The 25,849-nt window shown below is 38.8% G+C and carries 23 protein-coding genes; 6 read left to right on the forward strand and 17 right to left on the reverse strand.

What is annotated here, in order from left to right; all coding sequences use genetic code 11:
• Positions 1-22: 22 nt before the first annotated feature.
• From manA to IGL15_RS11545, 6 genes are all read right to left on the reverse strand, one after another.
• Entirely contained in the window at positions 23-973 is a 951-nt protein-coding gene (gene manA, locus IGL15_RS11520) for a mannose-6-phosphate isomerase, class I (RefSeq protein WP_002287262.1), read from the reverse strand.
• A 38-nt stretch (positions 974-1,011) separates the two neighbouring features.
• On the reverse strand, positions 1,012-2,037 hold the full coding sequence (locus tag IGL15_RS11525) for a serine hydrolase domain-containing protein (RefSeq protein ID WP_087626435.1): 1,026 nt from the start codon (positions 2,035-2,037) through the stop codon (positions 1,012-1,014).
• 208 nt (positions 2,038-2,245) lie between these two features.
• The gene (locus tag IGL15_RS11530) at positions 2,246-3,115 is read right to left on the reverse strand and encodes a VOC family protein (RefSeq protein ID WP_104765275.1); all 870 of its coding nucleotides are present in this window, start codon (positions 3,113-3,115) and stop codon (positions 2,246-2,248) included.
• A gap of 458 nt (positions 3,116-3,573) precedes the next feature.
• Positions 3,574-5,466 (reverse strand): ABC transporter ATP-binding protein, encoded by a 1,893-nt coding sequence (locus IGL15_RS11535; protein WP_104765439.1) that lies wholly within the window; start codon positions 5,464-5,466, stop codon positions 3,574-3,576.
• Complete coding sequence (locus IGL15_RS11540) at positions 5,463-7,190, reverse strand: ABC transporter ATP-binding protein (protein ID WP_002287267.1); 1,728 nt, start codon at positions 7,188-7,190, stop codon at positions 5,463-5,465. Before IGL15_RS11540 ends, IGL15_RS11535 begins: the two co-directional genes overlap by 4 nt.
• Positions 7,191-7,205: 15 nt before the next feature.
• The gene (locus tag IGL15_RS11545; protein ID WP_104765438.1) at positions 7,206-7,856 is read right to left on the reverse strand and encodes a TetR/AcrR family transcriptional regulator; all 651 of its coding nucleotides are present in this window, start codon (positions 7,854-7,856) and stop codon (positions 7,206-7,208) included.
• Between the two features lie 204 nt (positions 7,857-8,060).
• Between IGL15_RS11545 and IGL15_RS11550 the strand changes: the two genes are divergently transcribed.
• A complete protein-coding gene (locus IGL15_RS11550) occupies positions 8,061-8,357 on the forward strand; it encodes a rhodanese-like domain-containing protein (protein ID WP_002287271.1) in 297 nt (98 codons plus the stop codon).
• Positions 8,358-8,548: 191 nt separating this feature from the next.
• Positions 8,549-9,169 (forward strand): NAD(P)H-dependent oxidoreductase, encoded by a 621-nt coding sequence (locus IGL15_RS11555; protein ID WP_002287272.1) that lies wholly within the window; start codon positions 8,549-8,551, stop codon positions 9,167-9,169.
• A 91-nt stretch (positions 9,170-9,260) separates the two neighbouring features.
• On the opposite strand, the gene IGL15_RS11560 is transcribed toward IGL15_RS11555, so the two are convergent.
• Positions 9,261-10,427 (reverse strand): AI-2E family transporter, encoded by a 1,167-nt coding sequence (locus tag IGL15_RS11560; RefSeq protein WP_002287273.1) that lies wholly within the window; start codon positions 10,425-10,427, stop codon positions 9,261-9,263.
• An 11-nt stretch (positions 10,428-10,438) separates the two neighbouring features.
• The gene (locus IGL15_RS11565; protein ID WP_104765437.1) at positions 10,439-10,792 is read right to left on the reverse strand and encodes a PTS glucitol/sorbitol transporter subunit IIA; all 354 of its coding nucleotides are present in this window, start codon (positions 10,790-10,792) and stop codon (positions 10,439-10,441) included.
• Between the two features lie 127 nt (positions 10,793-10,919).
• Here IGL15_RS11565 and IGL15_RS11570 point away from each other — a divergent pair, with 127 nt between their 5' ends.
• Positions 10,920-11,942, forward strand: coding sequence for a lactonase family protein (locus tag IGL15_RS11570; RefSeq protein ID WP_002307191.1), 1,023 nt, complete (start codon positions 10,920-10,922; stop codon positions 11,940-11,942).
• Positions 11,943-11,960: 18 nt separating this feature from the next.
• Positions 11,961-12,122 (forward strand): hypothetical protein, encoded by a 162-nt coding sequence (locus IGL15_RS11575; protein ID WP_002287277.1) that lies wholly within the window; start codon positions 11,961-11,963, stop codon positions 12,120-12,122.
• A gap of 258 nt (positions 12,123-12,380) precedes the next feature.
• On the opposite strand, the gene IGL15_RS11580 is transcribed toward IGL15_RS11575, so the two are convergent.
• Positions 12,381-12,815, reverse strand: a complete 435-nt coding sequence (locus IGL15_RS11580) for a hypothetical protein (RefSeq protein WP_002297703.1) — start codon at positions 12,813-12,815, stop codon at positions 12,381-12,383.
• Between the two features lie 109 nt (positions 12,816-12,924).
• Positions 12,925-14,784 (reverse strand): LTA synthase family protein, encoded by a 1,860-nt coding sequence (locus IGL15_RS11585; protein WP_104765436.1) that lies wholly within the window; start codon positions 14,782-14,784, stop codon positions 12,925-12,927.
• Between IGL15_RS11585 and IGL15_RS11590 the strand changes: the two genes are divergently transcribed.
• Complete coding sequence (locus IGL15_RS11590) at positions 14,785-14,925, forward strand: hypothetical protein (RefSeq protein ID WP_002321042.1); 141 nt, start codon at positions 14,785-14,787, stop codon at positions 14,923-14,925. It abuts the gene before it with no gap.
• Here IGL15_RS11590 and IGL15_RS11595 read toward each other — a convergent pair.
• The 4 genes from IGL15_RS11595 to IGL15_RS11610 form a co-directional block, all read right to left on the reverse strand.
• The gene (locus tag IGL15_RS11595; RefSeq protein WP_002325394.1) at positions 14,902-16,062 is read right to left on the reverse strand and encodes an NAD(P)-dependent oxidoreductase; all 1,161 of its coding nucleotides are present in this window, start codon (positions 16,060-16,062) and stop codon (positions 14,902-14,904) included. The genes IGL15_RS11590 and IGL15_RS11595 overlap by 24 nt on opposite strands.
• Positions 16,063-16,368: 306 nt before the next feature.
• Positions 16,369-17,793 (reverse strand): L-arabinose isomerase, encoded by a 1,425-nt coding sequence (araA, locus tag IGL15_RS11600; protein ID WP_002287282.1) that lies wholly within the window; start codon positions 17,791-17,793, stop codon positions 16,369-16,371.
• Positions 17,794-17,808: 15 nt separating this feature from the next.
• Complete coding sequence (locus tag IGL15_RS11605; RefSeq protein ID WP_002287284.1) at positions 17,809-18,507, reverse strand: L-ribulose-5-phosphate 4-epimerase; 699 nt, start codon at positions 18,505-18,507, stop codon at positions 17,809-17,811.
• Positions 18,464-20,125, reverse strand: coding sequence for a xylulokinase (locus IGL15_RS11610; RefSeq protein ID WP_104765435.1), 1,662 nt, complete (start codon positions 20,123-20,125; stop codon positions 18,464-18,466). Before IGL15_RS11610 ends, IGL15_RS11605 begins: the two co-directional genes overlap by 44 nt.
• Before the next feature lie 217 nt (positions 20,126-20,342).
• Between IGL15_RS11610 and IGL15_RS11615 the strand changes: the two genes are divergently transcribed.
• Positions 20,343-21,743: a sugar porter family MFS transporter gene (locus tag IGL15_RS11615; RefSeq protein ID WP_002287287.1), complete on the forward strand. Its 1,401-nt coding sequence runs from the start codon at positions 20,343-20,345 to the stop codon at positions 21,741-21,743.
• 457 nt (positions 21,744-22,200) lie between these two features.
• Here the strand turns inward: IGL15_RS11615 and IGL15_RS11620 are convergent, their stop codons facing one another.
• The 3 genes from IGL15_RS11620 to IGL15_RS11630 all read right to left on the reverse strand — a co-directional run bounded on the left by IGL15_RS11620 (position 22,201) and on the right by IGL15_RS11630 (position 25,848).
• Entirely contained in the window at positions 22,201-23,280 is a 1,080-nt protein-coding gene (locus tag IGL15_RS11620; RefSeq protein WP_104765434.1) for a GntR family transcriptional regulator, read from the reverse strand.
• An 85-nt stretch (positions 23,281-23,365) separates the two neighbouring features.
• Positions 23,366-24,325, reverse strand: a complete 960-nt coding sequence (locus IGL15_RS11625) for a glycoside hydrolase family 43 protein (RefSeq protein WP_104765433.1) — start codon at positions 24,323-24,325, stop codon at positions 23,366-23,368.
• Positions 24,326-24,336: 11 nt separating this feature from the next.
• Positions 24,337-25,848, reverse strand: coding sequence for an alpha-N-arabinofuranosidase (locus tag IGL15_RS11630; protein WP_002324208.1), 1,512 nt, complete (start codon positions 25,846-25,848; stop codon positions 24,337-24,339).
• Position 25,849 lies beyond the last annotated feature (1 nt).

The raw sequence follows: 25,849 nt of genomic DNA on the forward strand, positions 1-25,849 counted from the left end.
GCTGCTTTCAGCTATCTGGGAACTATTTGCCTGGTTCAGACGCAATGATTGCTAGTTCACCTTGGACCGCCCACTCAGAAACGCCATTTGGAATAATACAGCTTGTTCCTTTTTCTAATGGATATGTTTTTCCGTCAACGACAAGGTCTCCTGCTCCTTCGATTACCGTCATCAATGTATAAGGGGCTTGTTTTTTGAAAGATGTGATTCCTTTAATATCCCACTCATATACATTGAAAAACTCAGTTTCTAAATAAGTGACGATCGATGAATTCCCTTTTCGGACTTCTTTGATTTGTAATTCTGGTGTTTTCGCAGGGACAGTTGTTACATCGATCGATTGTTGGATATGCAGCTCTCTTGTTTGTCCTTGCGCATCTTTTCTGTCGTAGTCATACACGCGGTAAGTCGTGTCAGAACTTTGCTGTGTTTCTAAAATCATGATTCCTTTACCAATAGCATGGATCGTTCCGCTTGGTACATAAAAGAAATCACCTTTTTTAACTGGTACTTTCTTCAAAAGGTCATCCCAGCGCCCATCTTTGATCATCTCAGCTAGTTCTTCTCTTGTCTTTGCATGATGACCATAGATGATTTCTGCACCAGGTTCAGCATCGATGATATACCAGCATTCAGTTTTTCCTAATTCACCTTCATGTTTCATCCCATAGGCATCATCTGGATGTACTTGTACAGATAGATCATCTTCTGCGTCTAAGATCTTGATCAATAATGGAAACACTGGTTCTGAAGGATGGCCAAACAATTCCTTGTGTTCTGACCATAGTTCATCTAATCTTTTCCCTTTGAATTCGCCATTTTCTACTACACTGACACCATGAGGATGCGCACTGATCGCCCAATCTTCTCCGATTTTATCGTTAGGGATATCAAAACCGAAGACTGAACGTAAACGACTTCCTCCCCAAATTTTTTCTTGAAAAACTGGTTTTAAAAACATAGGTTCCTGCATAATTCAAACTCCTCTCATTTTTCATAGCTATTATAGCATTATTTCGGTAATACCGCTTTCTCTTTCAAAAAGTTTTCAACAATTTCATCTCGACATATGAGATACTCCGCACGATGATCGACAGGATGTACGCGATTTGACAAAAATATCAACGCTTCTTGTGTTTTTATATCAATCAAGAAAAACGTACCTGTATAACCAGTATGAAAAAGAATCGCATGACCGTCTTCTACATCTTTTTTTAAATCCCACCCTAGAGAACGATAGCCATTTTTTTCTGGAGTGTGGTCTTGTAGCAAAGAATCAATCGTTTCTTCTTCTAAAAACCGACCATTACGGATTTTTCCCTTGTTCAAATACATTTGGACAAAAGTAATGCTGTCGTTCAAATCGATAAAGAGCCCAGCATTCCCTGCATGTTCAGCTAAAACTCTTGCTTTCGGATCATGAGTTTGTCCACGCAAAACCTCACCCGAAGGCAGTTGTTCTGTGGGAACGATTTTTTTGGAAGGAAAAGGAAGAAATAAGCTGTTCATCATTCCTAATGGTTCCAATACTTGTTCTTGAAAGATTTCCACTGCAGTTTCTTGGTAAATTTTTTCCAGCATCAATCCAAGAAGAATCGTTCCGGCATCTGTATATTTTACTTCTTTTCCTAGTTGCTCACCTGGTTCTAGCTTCAAATAAGCGGCGATCAATTCTTCCTGAGATAGCTTATCTCTGTTTGGTATCCATGTTTTGATATCAGAAGTATGTGTCAGTAAATGACGCAAAGTGATTGTCTGATTTTCAAATTCAGGAAGATATTTATGAAGCGGTTGATCGAGTTCTATCTTTCCATCTTCTAATAGACGTAAAACTAATGAAGTGGTTGCAACGACTTTCGTCAGTGAGGCTGCATCAAACAACAGATCTTCTGTCATCAGCTGCTTTTCAGGAACGACTTGGGCAAAGCCGGCTGTAAATGTTTCTACTTGATTTTCTTTTATGAAGGCGACTGCTACACCTGGATAAAATCCTTCTTCCATCTTTTTCAAAATAAGCTGTTTCGTGTGTGGATACATCTTTTTCTCCTGCTTTTCTATCAGATTCTTACAGTCCAAGCTTAAAGCTTAATCTATGAGGAATCAACCTTTTTTACACAAAAAAACTGCGCGAAAAACCGCGCAGTTTCCTCCGGTATACTATTTTCTCTTTCTATCTCTAGAATAAGCGATAGTATGACCGTTCATAAAATGACGAGACATGCGACAATCGTTAAGAAAGAAAAAGTTAAGCGTCGCATCGAATGTCAGTTTTATTCTTTTCTTTTGGCTCACTGACGAACCACCATTCGATTCCTATAGCATCATAGATTGTGAGTACTGTGTGCTTTTTGTCTAAGAAGAAATCAACTGATAGTTGCTGCAAGTGAGCAATCAGTCCTTCCATGCTTTCAGTATCGATCATGAATTTCAGAAAATCAAGTCCAATCACTTCATCTGTAGGCAAATCAATTGCGCCTCCGCTAGCTTCTGTCAAACCAACATGGAAATCTCCTTCATTCAATACATGGATGCCCTCTTCTTCATTATGTACCTTCAAACCAAGTACATGATTAAGAAATTGGCGTTCTTCTGTTAAGTTAGTAACATTTAAATGGATTTTTTCAAAATAAGAACCTGTTGATAGTTTACTGAATTTTTCTTCAGATTTTCTTAATAATGCTTCTTGATCCATTGTTTCCGGAATTTCTCTTTGGTCGTTCTTATTCTCTTCATGGTAAATTTCCAATTCATTCTCTTCTGGGTCTACGAGCAAAATCCCCATACGTCCATGATCTTCTAAAGCTTCTTTGATTGGATAATTCATTTTACGGATACGACAAAGGATATCTGCCATTTCTTCTGTGCTAGGGATAATCAATGAAAAACGGTTCAGCTTTTTGATCTCCCTCATGTGATCATTCGCTCTAGGACTTTCTTCCAGCAGCAACATTTCACTTCCAGCTTCTTCTGTTCCTAAAATGGCTAATTCGTTTTCTTCTCTTTTCAAATCAAAGCCAACAACGTTCTTGTAAAAATTAATCATTTTATCTCGGTCTTTCACCCGAATGGCTACACTTTTTAAATAGGTGGCAGCCCCCAATTGAAAATCTTTCATATTTCTTGCTCCCCTCTACGTCAAGCTTTATTTTAACGATGGATTCTTCTTCTTTCAAGCAATAACTTTGATTTTGTTAAAAAAAATGTGAGAAAATTCGCATTTTGCTTGTTTTTTGTAAATTAATGAGTAAAAACTCTTATAAAAAGAGGTTGTGAAAAAGCTGTTCTGCATCAAGTAATAAGAACAGCCAAACAAAAATAGCTCCTCCTATTTTTCGTTTGGTTGGGCTTATTACCGCAGATGCAAGCTTTTGAACACCGTTTAAGGAAGAGGTTGTAAAATCAGCGGTTTGACCTGAGTATTAGAGAAACAAAACGGAAAAATAGCTCCTCATATTTTGCCGTTTTTTGAGCTAATACCGAGGGACAGCTGATTGAACACCGTTTATTCGGAAAAAGGGACTGTGACACGACTTTTGTCACAGCCCCTAAAAAAAATAATAAATTTGTACTATTCTATGAAGCTTCTTTTTCAGAAAACTGACTGTTATAAAGATCTGCATAGAATCCATCTTTTTCCATCAATGTATCGTGGTTTCCTGTTTCTACGATCGAACCATGATTCATCACAATAATGTTGTCTGCATCGCGTATTGTAGACAAGCGGTGAGCAACAACGAAACTTGTCCGGTTTTCCAATAGGCGGTTCATCGCTTTTTGAATCAGTATTTCTGTTCGTGTATCTACACTAGATGTTGCTTCATCAAGGATCAGGACATCCGGATTTGCTAAGAATGCCCGCGCAATTGTGATTAGCTGACGCTGCCCTTGCGAAATATTGCTTGCATCCTCGTTTAATACAGTGTTATATCCTTCTGGCAATTTACGAACAAAATCGTCTACGTGAGCAGCTTTAGCAGCCTCAATGATTTGTTCGTCTGTTGCATCGTCGTTCCCATATTTGATATTGTCATAGATACTTCCTGTAAACAGCCAAGTATCTTGCAGTACCATTGAAAACTGTGCGCGCAATTCATCACGTGAAAGATCACGGGTATCTACACCATCGTAACGAATACTACCTCCAGAAACATCGTAGAACCGTTCAAGAAGGTTGATCAGTGTCGTCTTCCCTGCACCAGTCGGACCTACAATAGCGACCATCTCACCAGGTTTGACATCCAAGTTAAAATCAGTCATTAGCAAGTTATCTGGTGTGTAGCCGAATTGAACATTTTCAAAACGAACTTTGTATGGTGTATCTTTTTCTTCTGGAAGGCCAGATTTTTCATTGGACATCTCTTCTTCATCCAACACTTCAAATACCCGTTCGGCTGAAGCAACTGTTGATTGGATAGTGTTCATCAAACTTGCAAGTTGAGTGATTGGTTGAGAGAACTGTGTTGTATATTGCAAGAACGCTTGAACATCCCCTAATGTCATGTTCCCATTTGCAACTTTTACTCCGCCTAGTACAGCGACGAACACATAGCCTAGATTTTTAACGAAATTCATCAACGGCATGATGATTGCCGAAATAAATTGAGCTTTCCAACCAGCGGCATACAGATTCTGATTTTCTTTTTCAAATACTTCCTGGTCTTTTTCAGTATGATTGAATGTTTTAACAATGGTATGACCACCATATGTTTCTTCTACTTGGTTATTCAATAAACCTAAACTTTTTTGCTGATCTGCGAAAAACACTTGTGATTTCGGCGCTACGATCATCACGATGATCAAGCTTAAAGGGATCATCAATAACGCGACTAACGTCAATTGCCAGCTGATTGAAAGCATCATCACGATGACCCCAATCAATGTGACTGCACTAGTTACAAATTGAGTCAAATTTTGCTGCAGCGTGCTTGCGATGTTATCCATATCATTGATTGCTCGAGACATGATATCCCCATTTGTATGTGTATCATAATAGGAAATCGGTACACGATTCATTTTGGCTTCCAAATCATGACGTAATTCATAAACTGTTCGTTGGGAAACACGTGTCATAATAAATTGTTGTAAAAAGTTGAATACAGCAGAAATCAAATACATCACGATTACTGTCGCAATGATCTGCGCGATTTTATCAAAGTCTATCGGAAATTTTGTTACTTGTTGGCCTTGTTGCATCTGTTGAGCGCCAGCCATTACACCTTTGAATATTTCTGTGGTTGCTTTCCCCAAGACCTTTGGTGTTTGGATTTGGAAGATCACGGCTGCTATTGCTAGTACAAATACAGCGATGATCGCAACCATACGTTTAGACATATAGCCAAACAATCGGCGTACCGTTCCCCAGAAATTTTTAGGCTTTTCACCTTTTACACCGAGATTTCTGCCAGGTCCACCATGTCCTGGACCGCCTGCTGGTCCATGAGAGGGACGTGTGTTTGTTTTACTCATGCTAAGTCCTCCTCTCTTAGTTGTGAATGAACGATTTCTTGATAAGTTTCGTTTGTTGCTAATAGTTCTTCATGTGTTCCTTTGCCAACCAGTTTTCCTTCATCTAGCACAAGGATCATATCTGCATCCATTACTGTACTTACTCGTTGAGCAACTAAAACGGTGATACTTTCTTTCATATTCGTTTTCAATGCTTGGCGAAGATTGGCATCCGTTTTGAAATCCAACGCTGAGAAGGAATCATCAAACACATAGATATCTGCTGTTTTGACTAATGCCCGTGCAATTGCCAGACGCTGTCTTTGTCCACCAGAGAAGTTTCCTCCTCCTTGTTCCACATGGCTATCTAAGCCATCTTCCATCTCTGAAACAAAATCTTTAGCTTGTGCGATTTCTAATGCTTTCCAAATCATTTCATCTGTTGCATCCGGCTTACCATACTGCATATTGTCTCGGATCGTTCCAGAGAACAGAACTGCTTTTTGAGGAACAAAGCCCATTAATTCTCGCAAATTATATTGAGTCATGTCACTAATGTCCGTTCCATTTATTTGGATCGAACCAGATTCGATGTCATATAATCGAGGGATCAAATTGACTAAGGTCGTTTTACCTGAACCAGTCCCCCCTATGATTGCGACGATCTCGCCCGACTTGGCTTGGAAATCAATATCTTCCAATGCAAGTTTTTCTGCTCCATGATATCGATAATTGACATGATTGAAGGCCAATGTTGCGTTTTTTCCAGCAAAAGAAACTGTTTTAGGATTTTCAGGGTCATGGATACCGATTTTTTCATCCAACACTTCATTAATACGGTCAGCTGAAGCTTGTGCACGAGGCACCATGATAAAAATAGCGGAAAGCATCATAAAGCTGATCAAGATCTGCATCGCATAAGTCATAAATGCAATCAGATTACCGACTTCCAAAGTCATATCTGCTATGTAGTGTCCACCAAACCAAGTGATTGCTACGTTTGTACCGCTCATGATCAATGTCATCATTGGCATCATCAATGCGACGATCGTATTAACTTTGATTGCCGTATTTGTATAATCTTTATTCGCTAAATCAAAACGATTTTCTTCAAAGCGTGTCTTATCGAATGCTCGAATCACTCTGACCCCTGTCAATCCTTCTCGAAATACCAGGTTTAAACGGTCAGTTTTCTTTTGCATACTTTTGAATAATGGAACAGCAAAGTACATGATTCCGCCGATCAAAATAATCATTACTGGGATGACAACTAAGAAGATTTTTGTCAACTGATGATCTTTTTGATAAGCAAGTATGCTCGCGCCAATCAACGTGATTGGTGCATTGATCATCATACGTAAAAACATTTGTGTAACCATTTGGATTTGAGTCACATCATTGGTCGTTCTTGTGATCAAAGAGGCCGTTCCATATTTATCAAACGCATCTTTTGTCAGACTCTCTGATTTTTTATAGACATCCGTACGCAATTGCTTACCCAGTTTCTGTGATTCACGAGTAGCAAAAAATGTATTTGCGATAGCAGCTAAGATACTGATCAAAGAAAAGCCGATCATCACAAAACCTGTATGCCAAATATAATCGACATCTCCTTGCGCTACCCCTTTATCAATAATATTGGAGGTAAGTGTCGGCAAATATAAATCTGCCAGTACTTGGATCACCATGAAAACTGCAGCTGCAATTGCTGAAGTCAAGGAGATCCGTTTTACGATTTTTAGCATCTAGTTCCCTTCTTTCTATTTATATACTCCGTTTTTCAGCCAAGAAAGTTTCAAATTGAATTCACTGATTGCTTGCTCTACTGAGTAATCTTCAGATGTTGAAAATAAGCGATACGAATGCGCAATTGTTGTAAATACAGTATTCATCACTAATTGGATCAGTAATTCCAATTCATGATCATTTTTTACTTTCAGCTTCGTCCGATCGATCAATTCAAACAACTCTTTTGCATCTTGTTTGTGTTCTTTATGTGGATCGTGAGGCGTTTTTTGGCGACTCGTATGAGGAGCGACTTTTCTTGAGGCACGGTAATCCATGTTCATAAACAAGTTACGATAAAAAGAAGCATTCTCGCCTTCCAAAATCTCATAAATCATTTTAGAAAAATAGGATTCGAATCCTTTGAATAGATCACCATCGGATTCTTTCATTAGTTGTAACATATCTTTAGAGCTGTCACGTCTCATTGTCTCAAAGTAATAAAAATAAAGATCCTCTTTATCTTCAAAATACTGATAGAAACTGCCTCTAGGGATATCCGCTAATTTGACGATATTAGCAATCGAAGCTTCTTTTAAGGGTACTCTAGAAAACTCGATTCTCGCAGCCTCGATTAGTCTTTTTTGTTTTTCTTTAGGCAAATGGAAAAATGTCTGTGTCGGCATATGGATCCTCCTTTCTTTCAAGATGACACATTGTCATATGACGCTATGTCATTATAACACCTCCTACCTGTTTTGCAAGACATTTGCATAGTTTTTTTTCATTATCATCCGATACATTAAAAAAGTGATAAGAGGAATCCTTCCATTTGAATTAATGAGAGTTGCCCATTAAAATAGCCACATACTAAACAAAGGATGAGATAAATGGCCCAATCAATTAGTGTCCAAGACTTCAATAAATTGCCTCTCGATGCTGACAGCATCGTTTTAGATACAAGAAATACCTTAGATTACACAAAAAACCACTTAAGCCACTCGCTTTCTATCCCCGCTGCTATCTTGCCAAGACAATTAAAAAATCTAGATCCAAAGAAACTTTATTATATTCTAAGCTATACAGGCAGGCGATCAGAAGCATTAGCCGATCAACTTACTGCTAATGGTTTTCGTGCTGTTTATATCATTGGTGGGATGGAAGCTCTTCAGTCGAGTGTTGCTTGAATATTGCTTGTTAGATTCAAAAGAGGCTGTGACAAAAAATCGTGTCACAGCCTCTTTTATACCCTGTCTTTTTTTAGTTATTTATTCTTCAACCTTATCAATATGACTTGATAGCCTTTTCTTTTTCGAGTAAACTGATTTTGTTAGTCATAGTTATAACAATCATAGCAATAAAAGGAGAAGGTAAGCATATGGCATCTGTTTTAGTAGTCAAAGGTCATCCCCTAACTGCAGAAGAATCGCGCACAGTTAAGGCATTGACGTCTTTTTTAACAAGTTATAAAGAAAATCATCCAGATGATGAAGTGACTGTTTTGGAACTTTATCGCGATGATATTCCGGAAATCGATGAAGAATTATTATCAGGTTGGGAAGCATTACGTGCTGGTGCAGAATTCACTTCCTTATCAGAAAGTCAACAACAAAAAATTGCTCGTTTCAATGAATTGACTGATCAGTTCCTTGCTGCTGATAAAATCGTTATCGCAAACGCCTTATGGAATCTAAATATCCCAACAAAATTAAAAGCTTGGTTCGATACCGTCAATGTAGCTGGAAAAACGTTCCGCTATACAGAAAACGGGCCAGAAGGATTAGTGACAGGTAAAAAAGCACTGCACATCCAATCTAATGGCGGTGTATACAACGGACAAGACTTTGCCTCTCAATATGTAAAAGGTATTTTAAACTTTGTAGGCATCGATCAAGTAGATCAGCTATTCATCGAAGGAATCGATTATGACCCTGACCGTGCAGATGAGTTGATGCAAAATGCATTAGATAAAGCTGCTGCTTTAGGTAAATCATTTTAAAAATTGAGATAAATGCATACAAAAGAGACAGAGGAAAAAATCTTCAAAGCAGCATTTGTGCCTTGGATATTTTCCCATCTGTCTCTTTTTGTTATTCTTTCTGCTTTTTCAACGGATTTTCTTCATAAAGAGAAGAGATTGTTGTGTACCATTCAAAAACATGAGTAATCACTACTTTAGCTGCTGCATAAACAGGAATCCCCAAGATCACACCGATGATTCCGAACAATTTCCCAGAAGTCAGCAGAACTAATAAAATCGTTACTGGATGGATTGCTAACTGATTCCCTAGTACTAATGGAGAGATCAAGCGTCCTTCTATTGTCTGCTCTACTGCAAAAACGATCAGTACTTTGATGATCATGAATGGACCTGCTACAATGGCTAAAAAGATAGCCGGAATCATCGCTAAAAATGATCCTAAGTAAGGGATCAGGTTCAAAAAACCCGCAATAATCCCCAACGTGACAGCATACTCTAAACCAATGACCGCAAAACCAATCATAAACATGATTGCCACAGCAAAAGCCACAGTTAGTTGTCCTCTTATATAAGAAGAAACTTGACTATTCATTTCACTCAGCACATTCAACGTCGGTTTTTGCATGCGTGTCGGTAAAAATTTGACAAAATAAGGTGCTAATTGTTTACCGTCTTTCAATAGATAAAATAAGATAAACGGCATCGTCAGCAGAGCCACTAAAATAGTCGCTACCGCGCCGACAAAACTTCCAAGACTCTGAACTGTACTCTTAGATATATCTTGGATCATATCGCCTGCCGAATTCATGAACTTATCACCTGCTGTTTCCAACTGTTCGCGAAATTGGTTGAACAGCGGGTCCCGCAAAATCTCGGTTAATTTATTATCAATCGTATCTACATATTGAGGGAAGTTACTGATGAAGCTCACTGTTTGTTCCTGAATCTTAGGGATGATCACTACGCTCCCCCATGCGATTAGTGCAACAACCAAAACAAACAGCCCAATGATACTGTAAAGCCTTGGTACTTTTCGCTTTTCAAAGTAATCAACTACCGGATTCATCAAGTAATACAAGATTCCTGCTAAAATGATAGGCAGACCTACGATTGCTAAAAATTGCCAGATTGGTGCAAACAAATATGAAACTTTTGTAAATAAAAAGACGATCAGCAATATTAACAATACAACAAGTAAGGCTGTGACTACTTGATTATTTAAAAACCAGCGCCAAAACCACGATACCGGTCTGTTCTTCTTATTTTTTCCTTCCATAATTCCTCCTGTTAGTTATAAAAAATTTGGCTTCCCAAACCAATAGCAGGCAGTCTATGCGGATGAAGATAGATTCCATTTGCAATTTGTCCTTCTTCTGGACAAGCATCAAAAATCAATGATACGTGAGCTACTGTCTCTAAATTCCCATTGGCCATCGGACCGACATAATCGATCGTATATACCTGATCATCAAAAGCAATTGTTCCGCCTGCTTTCAAAGAAAAAGGTTCGTCTTTTGATACTTCTTGAATCACCGAATATTTTCGTAAGGCAGCTGTTGCTGTTTTATCGAACAAAATCAGCATGGGTTCTTCCTTGTTTATTGCTTCTGACCCAATTTCTGTAATCTTTGCCTGAATCATTGCACTCTCTCCTTTAATTGCTTTCAAAAACAGTATAACACATTCTCATTCTTTAGCCGTGTGGAATAATTATGTGATAGAATAAAAACGAAAACTATTTCATTACAATTAGGAGGAATCAGCTCATATGATCGAAAAGATAATTTTAGGAACCTATACGCGTCGCGAAAGTAAAGGAATCTATACGATCGACCTTGATACAGAAAAAGAAGAATTAGCCAACCTTTCATTAGCTGTTGAAGAAAATAGCCCTACCTATGTAGCAAAAAGTAAAGCTGGCAATCTTTACACAGTTACTAGTGTGGATGGATTAGGTGGTGCCGGTGCGTACGATAAGGATTTTCATTTTTTGAATGCGGTAACAGAGTCTGGCGCTCCTTTGTGTTATGTAGCGGTTGATGAAGCACGTCAATTACTATACGGGGCGAACTATCATAAAGGTGAAGTAAATGTCTACCATATATTAGGAGATGGCGAACTGAAAGCAGCAGATTCAATATTCCATCAAGAAGCGACAGGTCCTCATAAAAACCAAGATCATGCGCATGTCCACTATACGGATCTGACTCCTGACCAACGATTAGTCGTATGTGATCTTGGTACAGATCGTGTGTATACTTATGATGTGTCCGAAAACGGCAAATTGAATCTTGTAACTACCTTCACTGCAGAGCCAGGAACAGGCCCTCGCCATCTTGTCTTTCATCCAAATGGACAATTCGCTTATTTATTTGGTGAATTAGACAGCACAGTCCGCGTGCTTTCTTATAATAAAGAAACAGGTGCTTTTGAAGAATTACAGAAAATATCGACCTTGCCAGAAGAATTCGACGGTGAAAATGGAGGGGCAGCTATCCGCATTTCAAATGATGGCAAGTTCCTTTATGCTTCTAACCGAGGACATAACTCGATTGCTGTATTCGCAGTTTTTGAAGATGGTTCCCACATTCAAAACAAGCAAATCATCTCAACAGAAGGGGATTTTCCCCGCGATTTCGCACTAGATCCAAGCAATAATTTTGTCGTGTGTGCCAATCAGAATACCGATAATCTGACATTATATCGCCGTCATCCTGAAACAGGATTACTGGAATTACTGAAAAAAGATGTCTATGCACCAGAATGTGTCTGTGTTTATTTTGATCGTTAGTAAGAAAAGGAGAATGAAATGAATCAGCAAGACGTATTAGACAGACTACGGGAAGAACTAAATATTCCTTTCTTTGATGGGAAAATCGAAGATAAAGAGTATAGCGAAGAGGAATATCAGAAACTCAAAGCCGATTTACAGAACTACTTTGAACAATATGTACAGAATGTAGAAAACTAATCAGCTTTCCATACTATCTGAAAAGAACATCAGGACAAGACTTTTCCGTCTATCCTGATGTTCTTTTCTACAAATAAAAAACCGCCGAGATGGTTAGACTCGACGGAAAAGGAGTATTTACTCGATTTTGAGTAAGTACAAGGTTGTTGTTGGTTATAGGTATGTCATTATCATAAAGGATTTTGATCACTCTATCATAAAGGTAATATTACATTTATATTAGATAACTCTAGTTTTTATTGTTATCAAAGATTTCTTTTATTTTTTCAACAACAAATTAGTCATTTTTTGGATGGCAGCTGTCAATTGGTCTGTCGCTTGGTCTTGTTTTGCTTCAGATGTATTGAATAGATCTTCATCTACCCCTGATTCAAGATCGATACTTTGAATCATTTCTTCACAGCCTGCTACATATGAAAGATAAGCTTTTTCAAAATTTTTATGAATGCCCATTGCTTTTGCTGGTGGACGCAAAGTACTGACTTTCTTAAGCATTGCCCGATATTTTTTTGTTCCTTCTTCAAATAACAGGATGATCTCTTCAAGAGTCGATTTGTCCAGGTCACTTGTTTTTCCTTCATCGATTGCGTTTCTGATCACTTCATATTTCGGATGCATTCCTTCTCCGATTGCTTCTGTTTCCTTGACGATTTGATCGATGGACTGCACATAATAGCCAATATTCGGTAACATGTTCGTTTTCCTACTTTCTCCATTGTTGTTATTATTTATTCTACTTGTTTTTATCCTCAAATGACAAGTACTTGAAAAAATTTAATGGTTTCTATACAGCTCGCCATTCTTATTCGTGCTCAAAGAAACCATCTGCTAAACTATATTGTTTCCCTGCGACAATGTCATATTGGATCAATTGATATTCGTCGTAAATCTCTTGTTGCGAGCGATTGAATTGCGCTTCTTTATACCACTGTCCGTTTTGATAGTACAGTTCTCGTTCAAACGCCGGAAGTTCCTGTTCTAATGATAAAAGCAGCTGATAAAAGCCATTTGTTGTCTGATTCGTCTGTTCCATTAGATTCGCTGCAAAATAAAACGGACTGGTGATTGCATCTTGAGTCGTTTGCTTTTCTAATTTCCCTTTACTGTCAAACATCAAGAATTGTGTTTCATGTAATGTTTGTTTATCATTTTTGGCTTGGATCGTATCTGAATAGATTCCTGGCAGATGATCCCCCCAAAAAACAACTAGAGTCCTTCTAGAAAGATTCTTCAATTCTTCCGTGAACTGCTTCAGTGCCGTGCTGCTATAGGAAATATCTTGCAGATAATTCTCTAAGTCAAGCGTCCCACTTCCATCTGAAATTTCTGCAGAATAGTCCAGTTTATCATACTTTCCATTGTAAGGCATATGTGTCTGCATCGTGACTAAATGAATGAACTGAGGTGTTTTTTCTTCCTTGAGAAGTGTCATTATTTCTTTGTAAGCTGACTCATCAGAAATATATGGATTATTCTCTATCGTATCCGTATAGGTCATCGTACGCTCGCTGATGAACTGGTCAAATCCTAATGTCTGATAAACATCCTCTCTTTTATACATCGAAGTATTGTATGGATGGATTGCTGTCGTCTGGTATGATTGTGCATTTAACGCTGAAACGATAGAAGGAAGCTGATCCATTTTTGGTACAAGCATCGTGTAAGGGGTGGTGAGTTGCGCATTAAACAACGCCATAGAAAAACCAGTCAATGCTTCAAATTCGATATTTGCTGTTCCACCGCCATAGTTTTGAGAAAGCATATTGCCACTATATGTTTGATCAGCTACTTCATAATAATCTGCCAATGGCTCACCAGATACTTCTACGCCGTTTAATCGACTAGGATCTGAGAAACTTTCACTCATCACGAACACGATGTTCGGCGACTCTTCCTCTACAGTTTTATTTTTTTCATCGGCTAGCTTCTGGTATTTTTCAGTGATTTCTTTGATCTTTTCTTTCGAATATCCTTCAGGTTCATCCATTGGTTCTACCTTCAGATTGTACAAAAAACCACCGATAAAACCAGTGTTATAGTAGTTCATTTTCTGGCTGTAAGGTATCCATAGTGCCGTTTTATTATATGCTTTTCGCAACAAATTATCGGGATTGTTGAAATTACTGATATACCCTAACAGTCCAATTGCCACAAGCAGTGTCGTTAATCGGATCAATTGGAATCGCCTTCCTTTTTTCAGGCTTCGAAACATGTACCAGCAAAACAATCCTAGCACGGTTCCTGCGGCAGCTAAGATCACTGTAAACAGCATAGTGCCGGTTATATCTTTCAGCAATCCGATTTCAGTGATCATCTTCAAATCGTCTGGATAAATCGGTTCTTGCCGATAACTCATTTTCATATAATTTGCAAAACCTAATACACCGATGGCTACGACATACGTAAGGGAACCTAAAGGGACAGATCCTGCTAGTGCAATCAGAAAAATAAGAATGATCAGCAAGACGAGACAGGCTAAGAAGAATTTTTCCGTATGCCAAGAAAAAGCAAATTTCAACGCAAGGTCTACGGATAGATCATTTTGACACCACTGCAAAAATAAATTACTAAAAACAACAAGAAAAAAGATACTGATGATTGCTGCTGTTCCTTTTAAAATCTTTTTCTGTTTGGTCGAAAGTCTGCTTATATATCTTTTCAAATGCTTGCTCCTTCATTTCTATCAATAAAAGAATGTTGCTTCTCTTATTTTAGTTGTACGAAATTCGAAAGTAAAGAACGGAAAGAAGAATTAATGAAATCCAAATATTCTCTTTCTTTATGGCCTTTCTGGTTTCTTTAATAAGCGGACCTTTCGTACTCCAGAAATTTTTTCTAGCTGTTGTTTCACTTGATTGAGCTGTTCAAAATCAGTACTGTCTATGTCAATCAATATGTAGACATGCTCATTCTTATGGTTACGCGATATATCTGCGATCGCTAGCTCGTTCTCATTCAGCAGAGAAAATATCTCTGCTAATATATTGGTTTTCTTTTGATAAAATATAGTGAATCGAAACGGCGCTTGGAAAAACATTCGTGCGGATGGATAATTGACCGCTTCTCTAACCGTACCGAACAAAAGATAATCTTTTAAGGCTTCAACTGCCAAACGTCCGCTGTCTGCCAAAGCTTCCTGAGTCGATCCCCCTAGATGAGGCAACATAAGTATACGGTCATTTTCTAAGAACTCTTCTTCTGGAAAATCAGTCACGTATTTAGCCAGATGTTGTTTTTCCAATGCTTGCATAACAGCATATTTATCAACAATTTCACTTCTTCCTACATTGATAAGTACAGCATCTTTTTTCATTTTTTCTATATTCGCCTGATCGATCAATCCTTTTGTATCTTCTGTCAACGGCAGCATGACTACGATGTAATCCGAGGTAGAAAGAACTGTTTCTAAATCTGCTTGCCGAACATAATCCAACTGGGCATCGCGGATAGAATAACCCAAGACATCCATCCCTAAGCTATAGCAACTTAGCGCTACTTTTGTGCCTATCGCTCCAAGACCAAGAAGACCGATGGCTTTGCCTTGCAATTCTCGTCCCACATAAGCACTTCTTTTGTTTTCTGCCTGTTCTAAAATATTAGGACCTGTTAGTGTTTGTACCATACGACTTGCTTCGATTATCGGACGGGAAGATAAGAGCAAACAGCACAAAACAAGCTCTTTTACTGCATTAGCATTTACACCTGGTGTATTCATGACGATCGTCCCGTTTTCAGAAGCTTTTTCAACGTTGATCGTGTTCACCCCAACACCAGCTCTTGAAATTGCTAGCAAATCTGGTGTAAGCCATTCATCTTTCACTTTCGTACTACGAATAACTATTCCTTCGGCTGGCAAATCATCTATTATTTTGAAATATTCCCCTTGTAACTTTTCTATCTCTTGTTCTGGAATAGCATCAATCAAATGAACGTGATACATAAAACCCCCTCCTTACTAACAAGTATCTCGAAATTTCTGCAATTAGACAACTGTTTACCATTTGACTTCCTAGAAGCAAAAAGAGCAGTTAGAGCAGAGTAGGCTTAGTGATAAAAATAAGGCTATGACAAGTTACTGCCATAAGCCTTATTTTCGAGAGCAAAATATTGAGGGTGAGATATCTTGATAAATGGTGTTCCGTTAGCTGACATTGATAATAAGACTAAATTTCAAAAAAGTTGAAAAGCAAATTTCGTCAATCTCTTCTTATTTCTTAAAACTAAGCGGCTTTTTCACAACCTCTTTTTATCTAATAACCACTGTTTCCAACTCAACTAATTTTGCCCACGTTTCAATTTGATCTGTTGTTAGATTTAGCGAGACAACGGTATGATGACCGCCACCTGCCTGAATCCATGAATGGACACCTTCATGGAAATTCGGTTTAGTTTTCCATAACACACGTGCAACAGGTAAATTAGGTGCTTCAGTCGTTGGTTCAAAGGCTTCTACTTCATTGATCAGCAGTTTATAATGCGTACCGAAATCTGCCATCGATACGACTACCCCTTCTCCTGCTTTCCCATCAAATACAAGACGCGCCGGATCTTCTCTATCTCCCATTGATAAAGGAGAAACAACGATTCTTGGTTTCGTCGCAGCAAGCGTCGGATCTACTTCCATCATATGGGATTCCAAGATTGCTTCTTGGCCACTAGCTAGCTCGTAAGTATAATCTTCCATGAATCCTGTATCTTTCCCTCGAGCCATGATTTTCAGCAACCGATCAATCGCTGCAGTTTTCCAGTCGCCTTCCCCGGCAAAACCGTATCCTTCTGCCATCAAACGTTGTACAGCTAGTCCAGGTAGTTGTTTCATTCCATACAGGTCTTCAAAATTAGTCGTAAAAGCGTTATAGCCTCCTTCTTCTAAGAAACGGCGAATACCGATTTCCTGCTGAGCTTGTACTTTTACATGTTCCTCCCATGTCTTTTCTTCATAATCACCATAGTCGAAGGTATACAATTCCTTGTATTCTTCAAATAATTGATCGACTTCTTCGTCTGATACGCGATCGATTACTTGTACAAGATCTCCGATACCAAAATAATCAACAGTCCAACCAAATTGAATCTGTGCTTCCACTTTGTCTCCTTCTGTGACACCCACGTTTCTCATGTTGTCACCAAAACGAGCCACTTTTATTCCAAAACTTTCATTATAGGCTACTGCAACATCCATCCAATCAGCAATCTCTTTTTGGATCTCAGGTCGTTTCCAGTAGCCAACAACGATTTTATTTTGTTTATTTAATCGAGCATTGATGAACCCATATTCGCGGTCGCCATGAGCGGATTGATTTAAATTCATGAAATCCATATCGATTGTTTTCCAAGGAATGCTTTCGTTATACTGAGTAGCTAAATGAAGCAATGGTTTTTGTAGAAGCTTTGTCCCGCGGATCCACATTTTTGCTGGTGAGAAAGTATGCATCCAAGTGATCACACCTGCTACTTCTTCTCGATAATTGACCTCTTTCATGATTTTTGTGATCGTATCAGCAGTAACTGCTAATTCTTGAAGGCGGATTGGATAAGGCAATTGGCCATTTTCATTCAGTTCATCGACCATTTCTTGTGCATGTTTCTTTACTTCTCGCAGTGCTTCTTCCCCATATAAATGCTGTGATCCTACAACAAACCAAAATTCTTTTTCTCCAATATTCAACATAATTAGCCACTCCTTTTATTTGTTTTGTCCGTAATACGCATTTTTTCCGTGTTTTCGTAAATAATGTTTATCTAAAATCCGTTGAGGCAGCTCTTCTGAAAATGAATTGAGCTGTCTGGTAAATAAATTCATCTTGCATACTTCATCTAGTACGACTGCGTTCATTACCGCACTTTGCGCATCTTTCCCCCAAGTAAATGGACCGTGTCCGTGTAAAAGTACCCCTGGAATTGCTAAGGGATCAATTTTGCGTTCTTTGAATGTTTCTATGATAACTTTTCCTGTTTCATATTCGTACCCGCTGTCGATTTCCTGTTGTGTCAAAAATCGAGCACAAGGTACCGATCCATAAAAAGTATCTGCATGCGTCGTCCCCATCGCAGGAACATCCAATCCTGCTTGTGCCCAGATCGTCGCCCATGTCGAGTGAGTATGGACGATTCCTCCGATTTGAGGAAATGAACGATATAAAACAGCATGAGTAGGCGTATCCGAAGAGGGATTGAGTTTACCTTCAATGATATGATTGTCCAAGTCCACAACGACCATGTCGTCTGCTGTCATCTCTTCATAACTGACTCCGCTAGGTTTGATAACGAAATATCGTGTTTCAGGATCAAAAGCGCTCACATTTCCCCATGTATATTTGACGAGTCCATGTTTAGGCAAGTCAAGATTTGCTTGATACACTTCTTCTTTCAGTTGTTCCAGCATTTTCTGTCACTCCTTTTTCTTGCAATTGATGAATCGCTGTTTTTTCAATGTCGATCCCCTCACGGTAACGTCTCATAAATATCTGATAGCCTGCTATTTCTTCTGCTGAAGGTGTGATAGTGATTCCTTGGTCTTGTCCAAACACGTCTTCTGCCAAGAAGTTTTCTAAAGACTTCCCATGTCGATCCATCATATAGGCTGCTAATAACGCGATTCCCCACGCTCCACCTTCTCCGGCTGTGTCCATCACTGTAACTGGTGCCTCCATAGCAGATGCTAGAATCCGCTGTCCAACTTCTGGTGTTTTAAAAATCCCCCCATGCCCCACTAAACGATCAATTTGGACATTCTCAGATTTCAATATATCCATTCCGATTCTCATTGCACCAAAAGCACTGGCTAAATGGATCCGCATGAAATTCGCTAAATCAAAACGGCTACCTGGTGTACGTACAAATAATGGCCTTCCTTCATTTACTCCTGTAATGTTTTCACCGGAAAAATAACCATAAGAAAGTAATCCCCCGCAATCCGTATCGCCTTCTAGCGCTTTGTTGAATAATACCGTGAATAATTTATCTCTGCTTATCTCCATACCCAAAGAATTGGTAAATTCTTCAAAAATACTGACCCAAGCATTGATATCCGAAGAGCAGTTATTCGTATGAACCATGCCTACTAGTTCTCCTGAAGGTGTAGTGACCATGTCGATTTCCGGATGGACATTTTCTAGTTCTTTTTCTAATACGATCATAGCGAAGGCGGAAGTACCAGCCGAAATGTTCCCTGTCCGTTTGGCTACACTGTTCGTAGCGACCATACCGGTTCCTGCATCCCCTTCTGGCGGACAAACCGGGATTCCTGGTCTCAAATTTCCCGTAGGGTCGATCAGATAAGCCCCTGATTCGCTTAACTTGCCAGCTTCTTCTCCTGCTACTAGAACTTTAGGCAAAATGTGATCCAAGTCAATCGCTACGTGCGCTTTTTCGATTAACTGACCAAAAATATTTTTCATTTCTTGATGGTAGGTTTTCGTTGAAGGATCGATAGGAAACATGCCTGATGCATCTCCTACGCCTAGTACTTTCTCACCAGTAAGCTGCCAATGGACATAGCCTGCAAGCGTTGTCAAAAAATTAATTTCTTTCACATGTTCTTCTTTATTCAAAATAGATTGATACAAATGAGCGATACTCCATCGCTGCGGAATATTGTATTGAAATTTTTCCGTTAATATTCGTTCTGCTTCTTCAGTGATTGTATTTCGCCAAGTACGAAATGGTACTAGTAACTGTTCCTTGCTATCAAATGCTAGATAACCGTGCATCATTGCACTGAACCCAATCGACCCGATTGTCGTAAGATTCTCGCCATAGATTTCGAATACTTCTGCTGCCATTTTTCGGTAACTGACGCGCAGTCCTTTCCAAATATCTTCTAATGAATAGGTCCAGATACCATTTTCTAGTTTGTTTTCCCACTCATAACTACCAGCGGCAATAGGAGTAAAAGATGAATCAATCAATACAGCTTTGATCCTAGTTGATCCAAACTCAATCCCTAAAGATGTACGACCATCTATGACATCTAACATACTTTGCGCATTTACTTCCTTCATAATGATTTAACTCCCTCCTTCTCGTCAAACCTGATCAAACCGTCTTTTTAGTAGCGCTTACAATGATTATTGTATACTTTTGTACGTACATGTCAAGCGGTTATTTACAAGAATACAATAAAAAACACTTGTTTTGTACGTACATAAGTTATAAAATGAAATTGCTTACAAAATCTGATCAACCGCCTTCTCGAAATTCTAGAAGGAGAGAATACTTATGAAAAAAGAAAAAAAAGTTTCCTCATCGTTTATTTATTTTTTTGGCGCATTTGGCGGCATTCTATTTGGATATGATATTGGTGTTATGACCGGCGCCTTACCTTTTTTACAGCATGATTGGGGTTTGGCAGGTAAAGCTTCTTTGATAGGATGGATCACGTCTTCGGTCATGTTAGGTGCGATCCTTGGCGGCTCTTTATCTGGTCTTCTTTCTGATAAGCTTGGACGACGAAAAATGATTCTTCTTTCTGCACTTATTTTTATGGCTGGTTCTGTCCTTTCTGCATCTGCCCCTCACAATGGTTCTTATTTTCTGATTGCAGCAAGGATTCTTCTAGGTTTAGCTGTTGGCGCTGCATCTGCCCTAGTTCCTGCTTATATGTCTGAAATGGCTCCTGCTAGACTAAGGGGAAGATTGTCAGGGATCAATCAAGTGATGATTGCTTCTGGCATGCTCCTTTCCTATGTTGCAGATTATTTGCTAAAAGGGTTGCCTGAAACGATGGCTTGGCGCGTGATGTTAGGACTCGCTGCTGTCCCCGCGCTGATTTTATTTTTCGGTGTTTTAGCTCTACCAGAGTCACCGCGTTTTCTTATGCAATCTGGCCGCTTGGAAGAGGCAAAAAGAGTATTGAACTATATTCGGACACCAAAAGAAGCTGAACAGGAATTCGAACAAATCCAGCTGAATGTCAAACAAGAAAAGACAACCGGAACTTCTTGGCATACTTTGTTTTTAGAAAAATATCGTTCCTTAGTCATTGCCGGTATTGGTGTAGCAGTATTCCAGCAATTTCAAGGAGCTAATGCTATTTTTTACTATATTCCGCTGATCGTAGAAAAAGCGACTGGGCATGCAGCGAGCGATGCATTGATGTGGCCGATCATCCAAGGAATCATTTTAGTTGCTGGTTCTTTGCTCTTTTTGGTTATTGCAGACAAGTTCAATCGGCGAACTTTATTGAAAATAGGCGGTAGCGTGATGGGACTTTCTTTCATCCTACCAGCTGTTTTAGGAACTGTACTGGATGCTCATACAAATTCGTTGTTGATTCTCTTGTTTTTATGTATTTATGTCGCATTTTATTCTTGCACATGGGCTCCACTGACATGGGTAATCGTAGGCGAAATATTCCCACTAGCTGTCCGCGGGCGAGCATCTGGCCTGGCCTCTTCTTTTAATTGGATTGGTTCTTTCCTAGTCGGCTTGCTTTTTCCTGTGATGACTGCTTCTATGTCTCAAGAAATCGTTTTCGGTATTTTTGGGATCATCTGCTTTTTAGGGGTTTTATTTATTCAAGAGATCGTACCAGAAACTCGTGGGAAATCTTTAGAGGAAATCGAACAAAGTGCATCTAAAAAAACTTATCCTAAACGTATTTCTATCCATCATTCTTAAAGAGGTTGTGACAGAAGTGGTCAGCTTCAAGAAATAAGAAGGAATATACGAAAATTGCTTCTTAAATTTTTGTGGAATTTCAGCTTATTTTCGAAGAAGCTACTTCTGGAACACCGTGAATCAGAGGTTGTGAAAAAGCTGTCCTGCATCAAGTAATAAGAACATCCAAACCTCCTATTTTTCGTTTGGTTAGGCTTATTACCGCAGATGCAAGCTTTTGAACACCGTTTAAGGAAGAGGTTGTGAGCCTGCCGTTCAGCTCCAGTCACAAGGAACAATTTCAAAAAACAGCTTCTCATGTTTGATGAATATTGTGACTTGTGACCAGTTGGTAGGAGAACACCGTTTAGTGGAGAGGTGGTGAAAGAAACGTTCAGCCTTGGGCGATGACAAAAGCTCTCACAAACATTGCGACGAGTAACCGTAGGAGCAATAAGAGGCGGTAAAAACCCGTCTCTTATTTTTCGTTTTCTTTCACTGTTTCCCGTTCAACTAGTACAGGTTCATAGAGAATATTTGGCTGTGCCCGTCCTTTTTCAATCGTTGTGACGATCCACCGTGCGGCATCTTGTCCCAACTTTTCTTTTGGATGCGTCAATGTTGTCAATTTTTTATTCCCTAAATGGCTTAAAGAAGAATCGTCTGTTCCTACGATGGATAGGTCATCTGGAATATGATAGCCATTTTCTGTCAGCTTATCTAGCATTAAACTAGCTATTTGATCGTTATAGCAAATGATGCCATCTAAAGCTTGTTCTTCTTTCAACCGTTGTACTGTTTTTTCAGCGATTGTTTCTCGTGTTTCCGTGGTGAAAGTAATGATATCTTCCGTCAAAAAACGCACATTATACTGTTCACACGCGCTGATAAAACCTTTCATCCTGTATTTTCCTTGAAGATCGTCGATTTTTGTGATGAACAACAGACGCTGATGTCCTTTTTTTATCAAATATTCTGCTGCCATAAAACCGACTTTCACATCATCTAAACAAATATAAGAGGCATTTAACTCTTCATAAGCAGCATTGATCATCACCATCGGAATGCCTTGTTCTCTCAAAGCAACATAAAGTGCTAAGTTTGGGTTATACTGATTACTTTTCGTAGGCTCAACGATCAAACCATCTACCCCATAAGCAATCATTTTCTTCAAACACTCTTTTTCCAATTCGTGATCGTTATTCGTACTGGCTAAAAGCAATGAATACCCAGACTCTCGTAATTCATTTTCGATTCCTCGGATAATCGACGGAAAAATATAATCAGAGAGATATGTGGTGATGACACCGATCGTTTTTGTTCTGTTCAATGGTGTTTTTTCTATCTTATAGCTGTCATCTACATATGTGCCCGATCCTTTTTCTTTACGCAGATAGCCCTCATTTACCAACACAGCGATTGCTTGCCGAATCGTATGTCTACTGACGTCATATATTTCTTGCAGCTTGAATTCTGAGGGAATGGTTGTATTTACTTCGTATTCCTCACGAAGGATCTTTTGTTTTATCTCTTCTGCAATATCTTGATATTTTGCCATTTGCCTTGCCCCTTTTTATTTGTACGTACATATATCATAACGAGTCTGCAAGGTTTATTCAAGCAAAAATCAAGGTTTCTTGTGCTCATAAGGCATACGGAACAGGTTCACCAAATTCTGGAAATCCTTGCTCATTCCACGTAAAGCATTGCGCGTTCGCGTGCCGATTGGGATTGTCTAACGGATCCCCTTTTTGGTTCTTCTCTGGTCGAGCATGATAGATCAAAATATCAAAGCACCCATCTTCTGAAACCGTAAACGAGTTGTGACCAGGACCAAATTGCTTATTTTTTTCAGAAGAAACGAATACTGGCTCCGATAATTTATGCCATGATTCTTTTAATAAAAGATTCTTGTGCTCATCAGCCCACAGCAGGCCCATGGCATAGTTTTCATCTGTTGCACTACCAGAATACGTAATGAATATTTTCCCATTGCGAGTAAGGACTGCTGGACCTTCATTTACTGAAAAACCCCGTTTTTCCCATTCATACTCAGGTATAGAAAGGAGGATCTGCTTCCCCTTTAACGTCCAAGGATTATCCATTTCGGATAGATAAAGATTAGAATTCCCAGTAATTTCAGGATCTTGTTGGGCCCACACATAATATAGCTTTCCTTGGGAAGAGAAAGTTGTTCCGTCTAAACTGAAAGTTTCCCTTTTCGTTTTTATTTGTCCCTTTTCTATCCAATCTGTATTCATTGGATCTATATGCTGATTTTCAAGTACGAACATGCGGTGATGATGAGATTCATCACGTATAGTTTTATGATTGCTTGCAGCAAAGTAAATATACCATGTTCCATTGATATAATGGACTTCAGGTGCCCAGATCAATTCACTCATCGGTCCTTCTTCATGAGCCTGCCATACAATCAGGCTTTCAGCATGTTCTAATTCATTCAGTGACTTTGCCCTTCTTAATTCAATCACTTGGTAGCCTGGAACCGATCCTGTAAAATAATAATAACCATCTGTATGTTTATATACCCAAGGATCTGCCCGTTGCCGAACGATAGGATTATTATAAAGTGTCTTCATCATAACAAATTTCCTCACATTTTCTTTATTCTAATTACATTCCAAGAGTATTTTTCTATCTCTACATTTAATTCGTCATGTTTTTCTATTGAAAAATAGTTTATTTCAGGTTTTATTTTTTCTGGTTCTTCACGTGTATTTTTGTCCAACAGATCGCTACTGGTTAATGTATAGTGCTCTCCTTGATCTAGTAAATTGAAATCATGTTCAATCGTTATCTTTTGTTGTTCATTTGTGCGATTGATCAAGAAAATAGTCAGCTGATTGCCGTTATCTACGATCACACTGTCCACATAAGGAACATTTTTTATCTTTTCACAATCATAAACAGGGCAAATGATTTGTTGTTCCAATACTTGACCTTTAGCATATTTCGATAAGTGTTGCATCACATAATAAGTTGGATTCCTCCATGCTTGTCCTTTAGCATCTGTCAGTATTAAAGGTATTGTGTTTACTAACAATGATTGACAACTAATCTTTACGCGATCTGCGTGTCGTAAAATAGCCAGCCCTAATGAACCAAATAATAATGTATCTTCCATAGTAAAGTAACACCAATCGATGGGACTACCGACTTCAAAATCCCTATGTCTTTTTTCCGGTTGGGCATGTACATTCCATTCATCAAACGCTAGATACATTGTTTTCTCACTTCTCAAATATCCTTTTACATAATCACAAGTAGCAACGATTTCTTCAATTTGACGATCGAATCGATAAGCTTTTGCAAGGTATGTCGCTGTATCATCACGCTCATTTTTAGGAGGTTTAGTCAAGTCTTCTTCATCATACTTATCAATATAGTTATGCAAAGCTAAATAATCTACATTCTCATAAGCTTCTTCTAATGCGATACGATCCCATTCAGGGTACGATGGTAAACGTGGCGTAGAGCTTCCAACTAAGATTGTTTCAATTGAATCATCCACTAACTTCATGACTTTTGAGGCTTCATTTGCTAACCTACCATATTCATAAGCACTCTTAGCCCCCACTTGCCATGGCCCGTCTAGCTCATTCCCTAAACACCATAATTTAACGCCAAAAGGCTTTTTTTGCCCATTTTTTATTCTTAAATCACTCCAGAAGGTTCCTTTTGGAAAATTACAATATTCTACTAAATTTTTTGCTTCATCAATTCCTTTTGTTCCTAAATTCACCGTGAATATCGGTTTCGCTTGTACATGACTGATCCATTTAAAAAATTCGTGGAGTCCAAAAGAATTTGGTTCTATACCTCGCCATGCTAAATCAATTTTTTTTGGTCGTTGTTCTTTCCTACCTACAGTATCCACCCAATCATAACCAGATGTAAAGTTTCCTCCAGGATAGCGAATGACACCTAATTCTAATTCCTTTACATAAGAGAGGACATCTTGTCTAAACCCGTCACCATCAGCTGTTTCATGGCCCGGTTCATAAATCCCTGTATAGACGACACTTCCCATATGCTCAACAAATGAGCCAAACAGCCGAGAACTGATCTCTCCTACCGTAAAATCCTCTCTGATTTTTACTTTCACT

The sequence above is a fragment of the Enterococcus sp. DIV0436a genome, from assembly GCF_051711605.1.
Lineage (GTDB): Bacteria > Bacillota > Bacilli > Lactobacillales > Enterococcaceae > Enterococcus_B > Enterococcus_B faecium.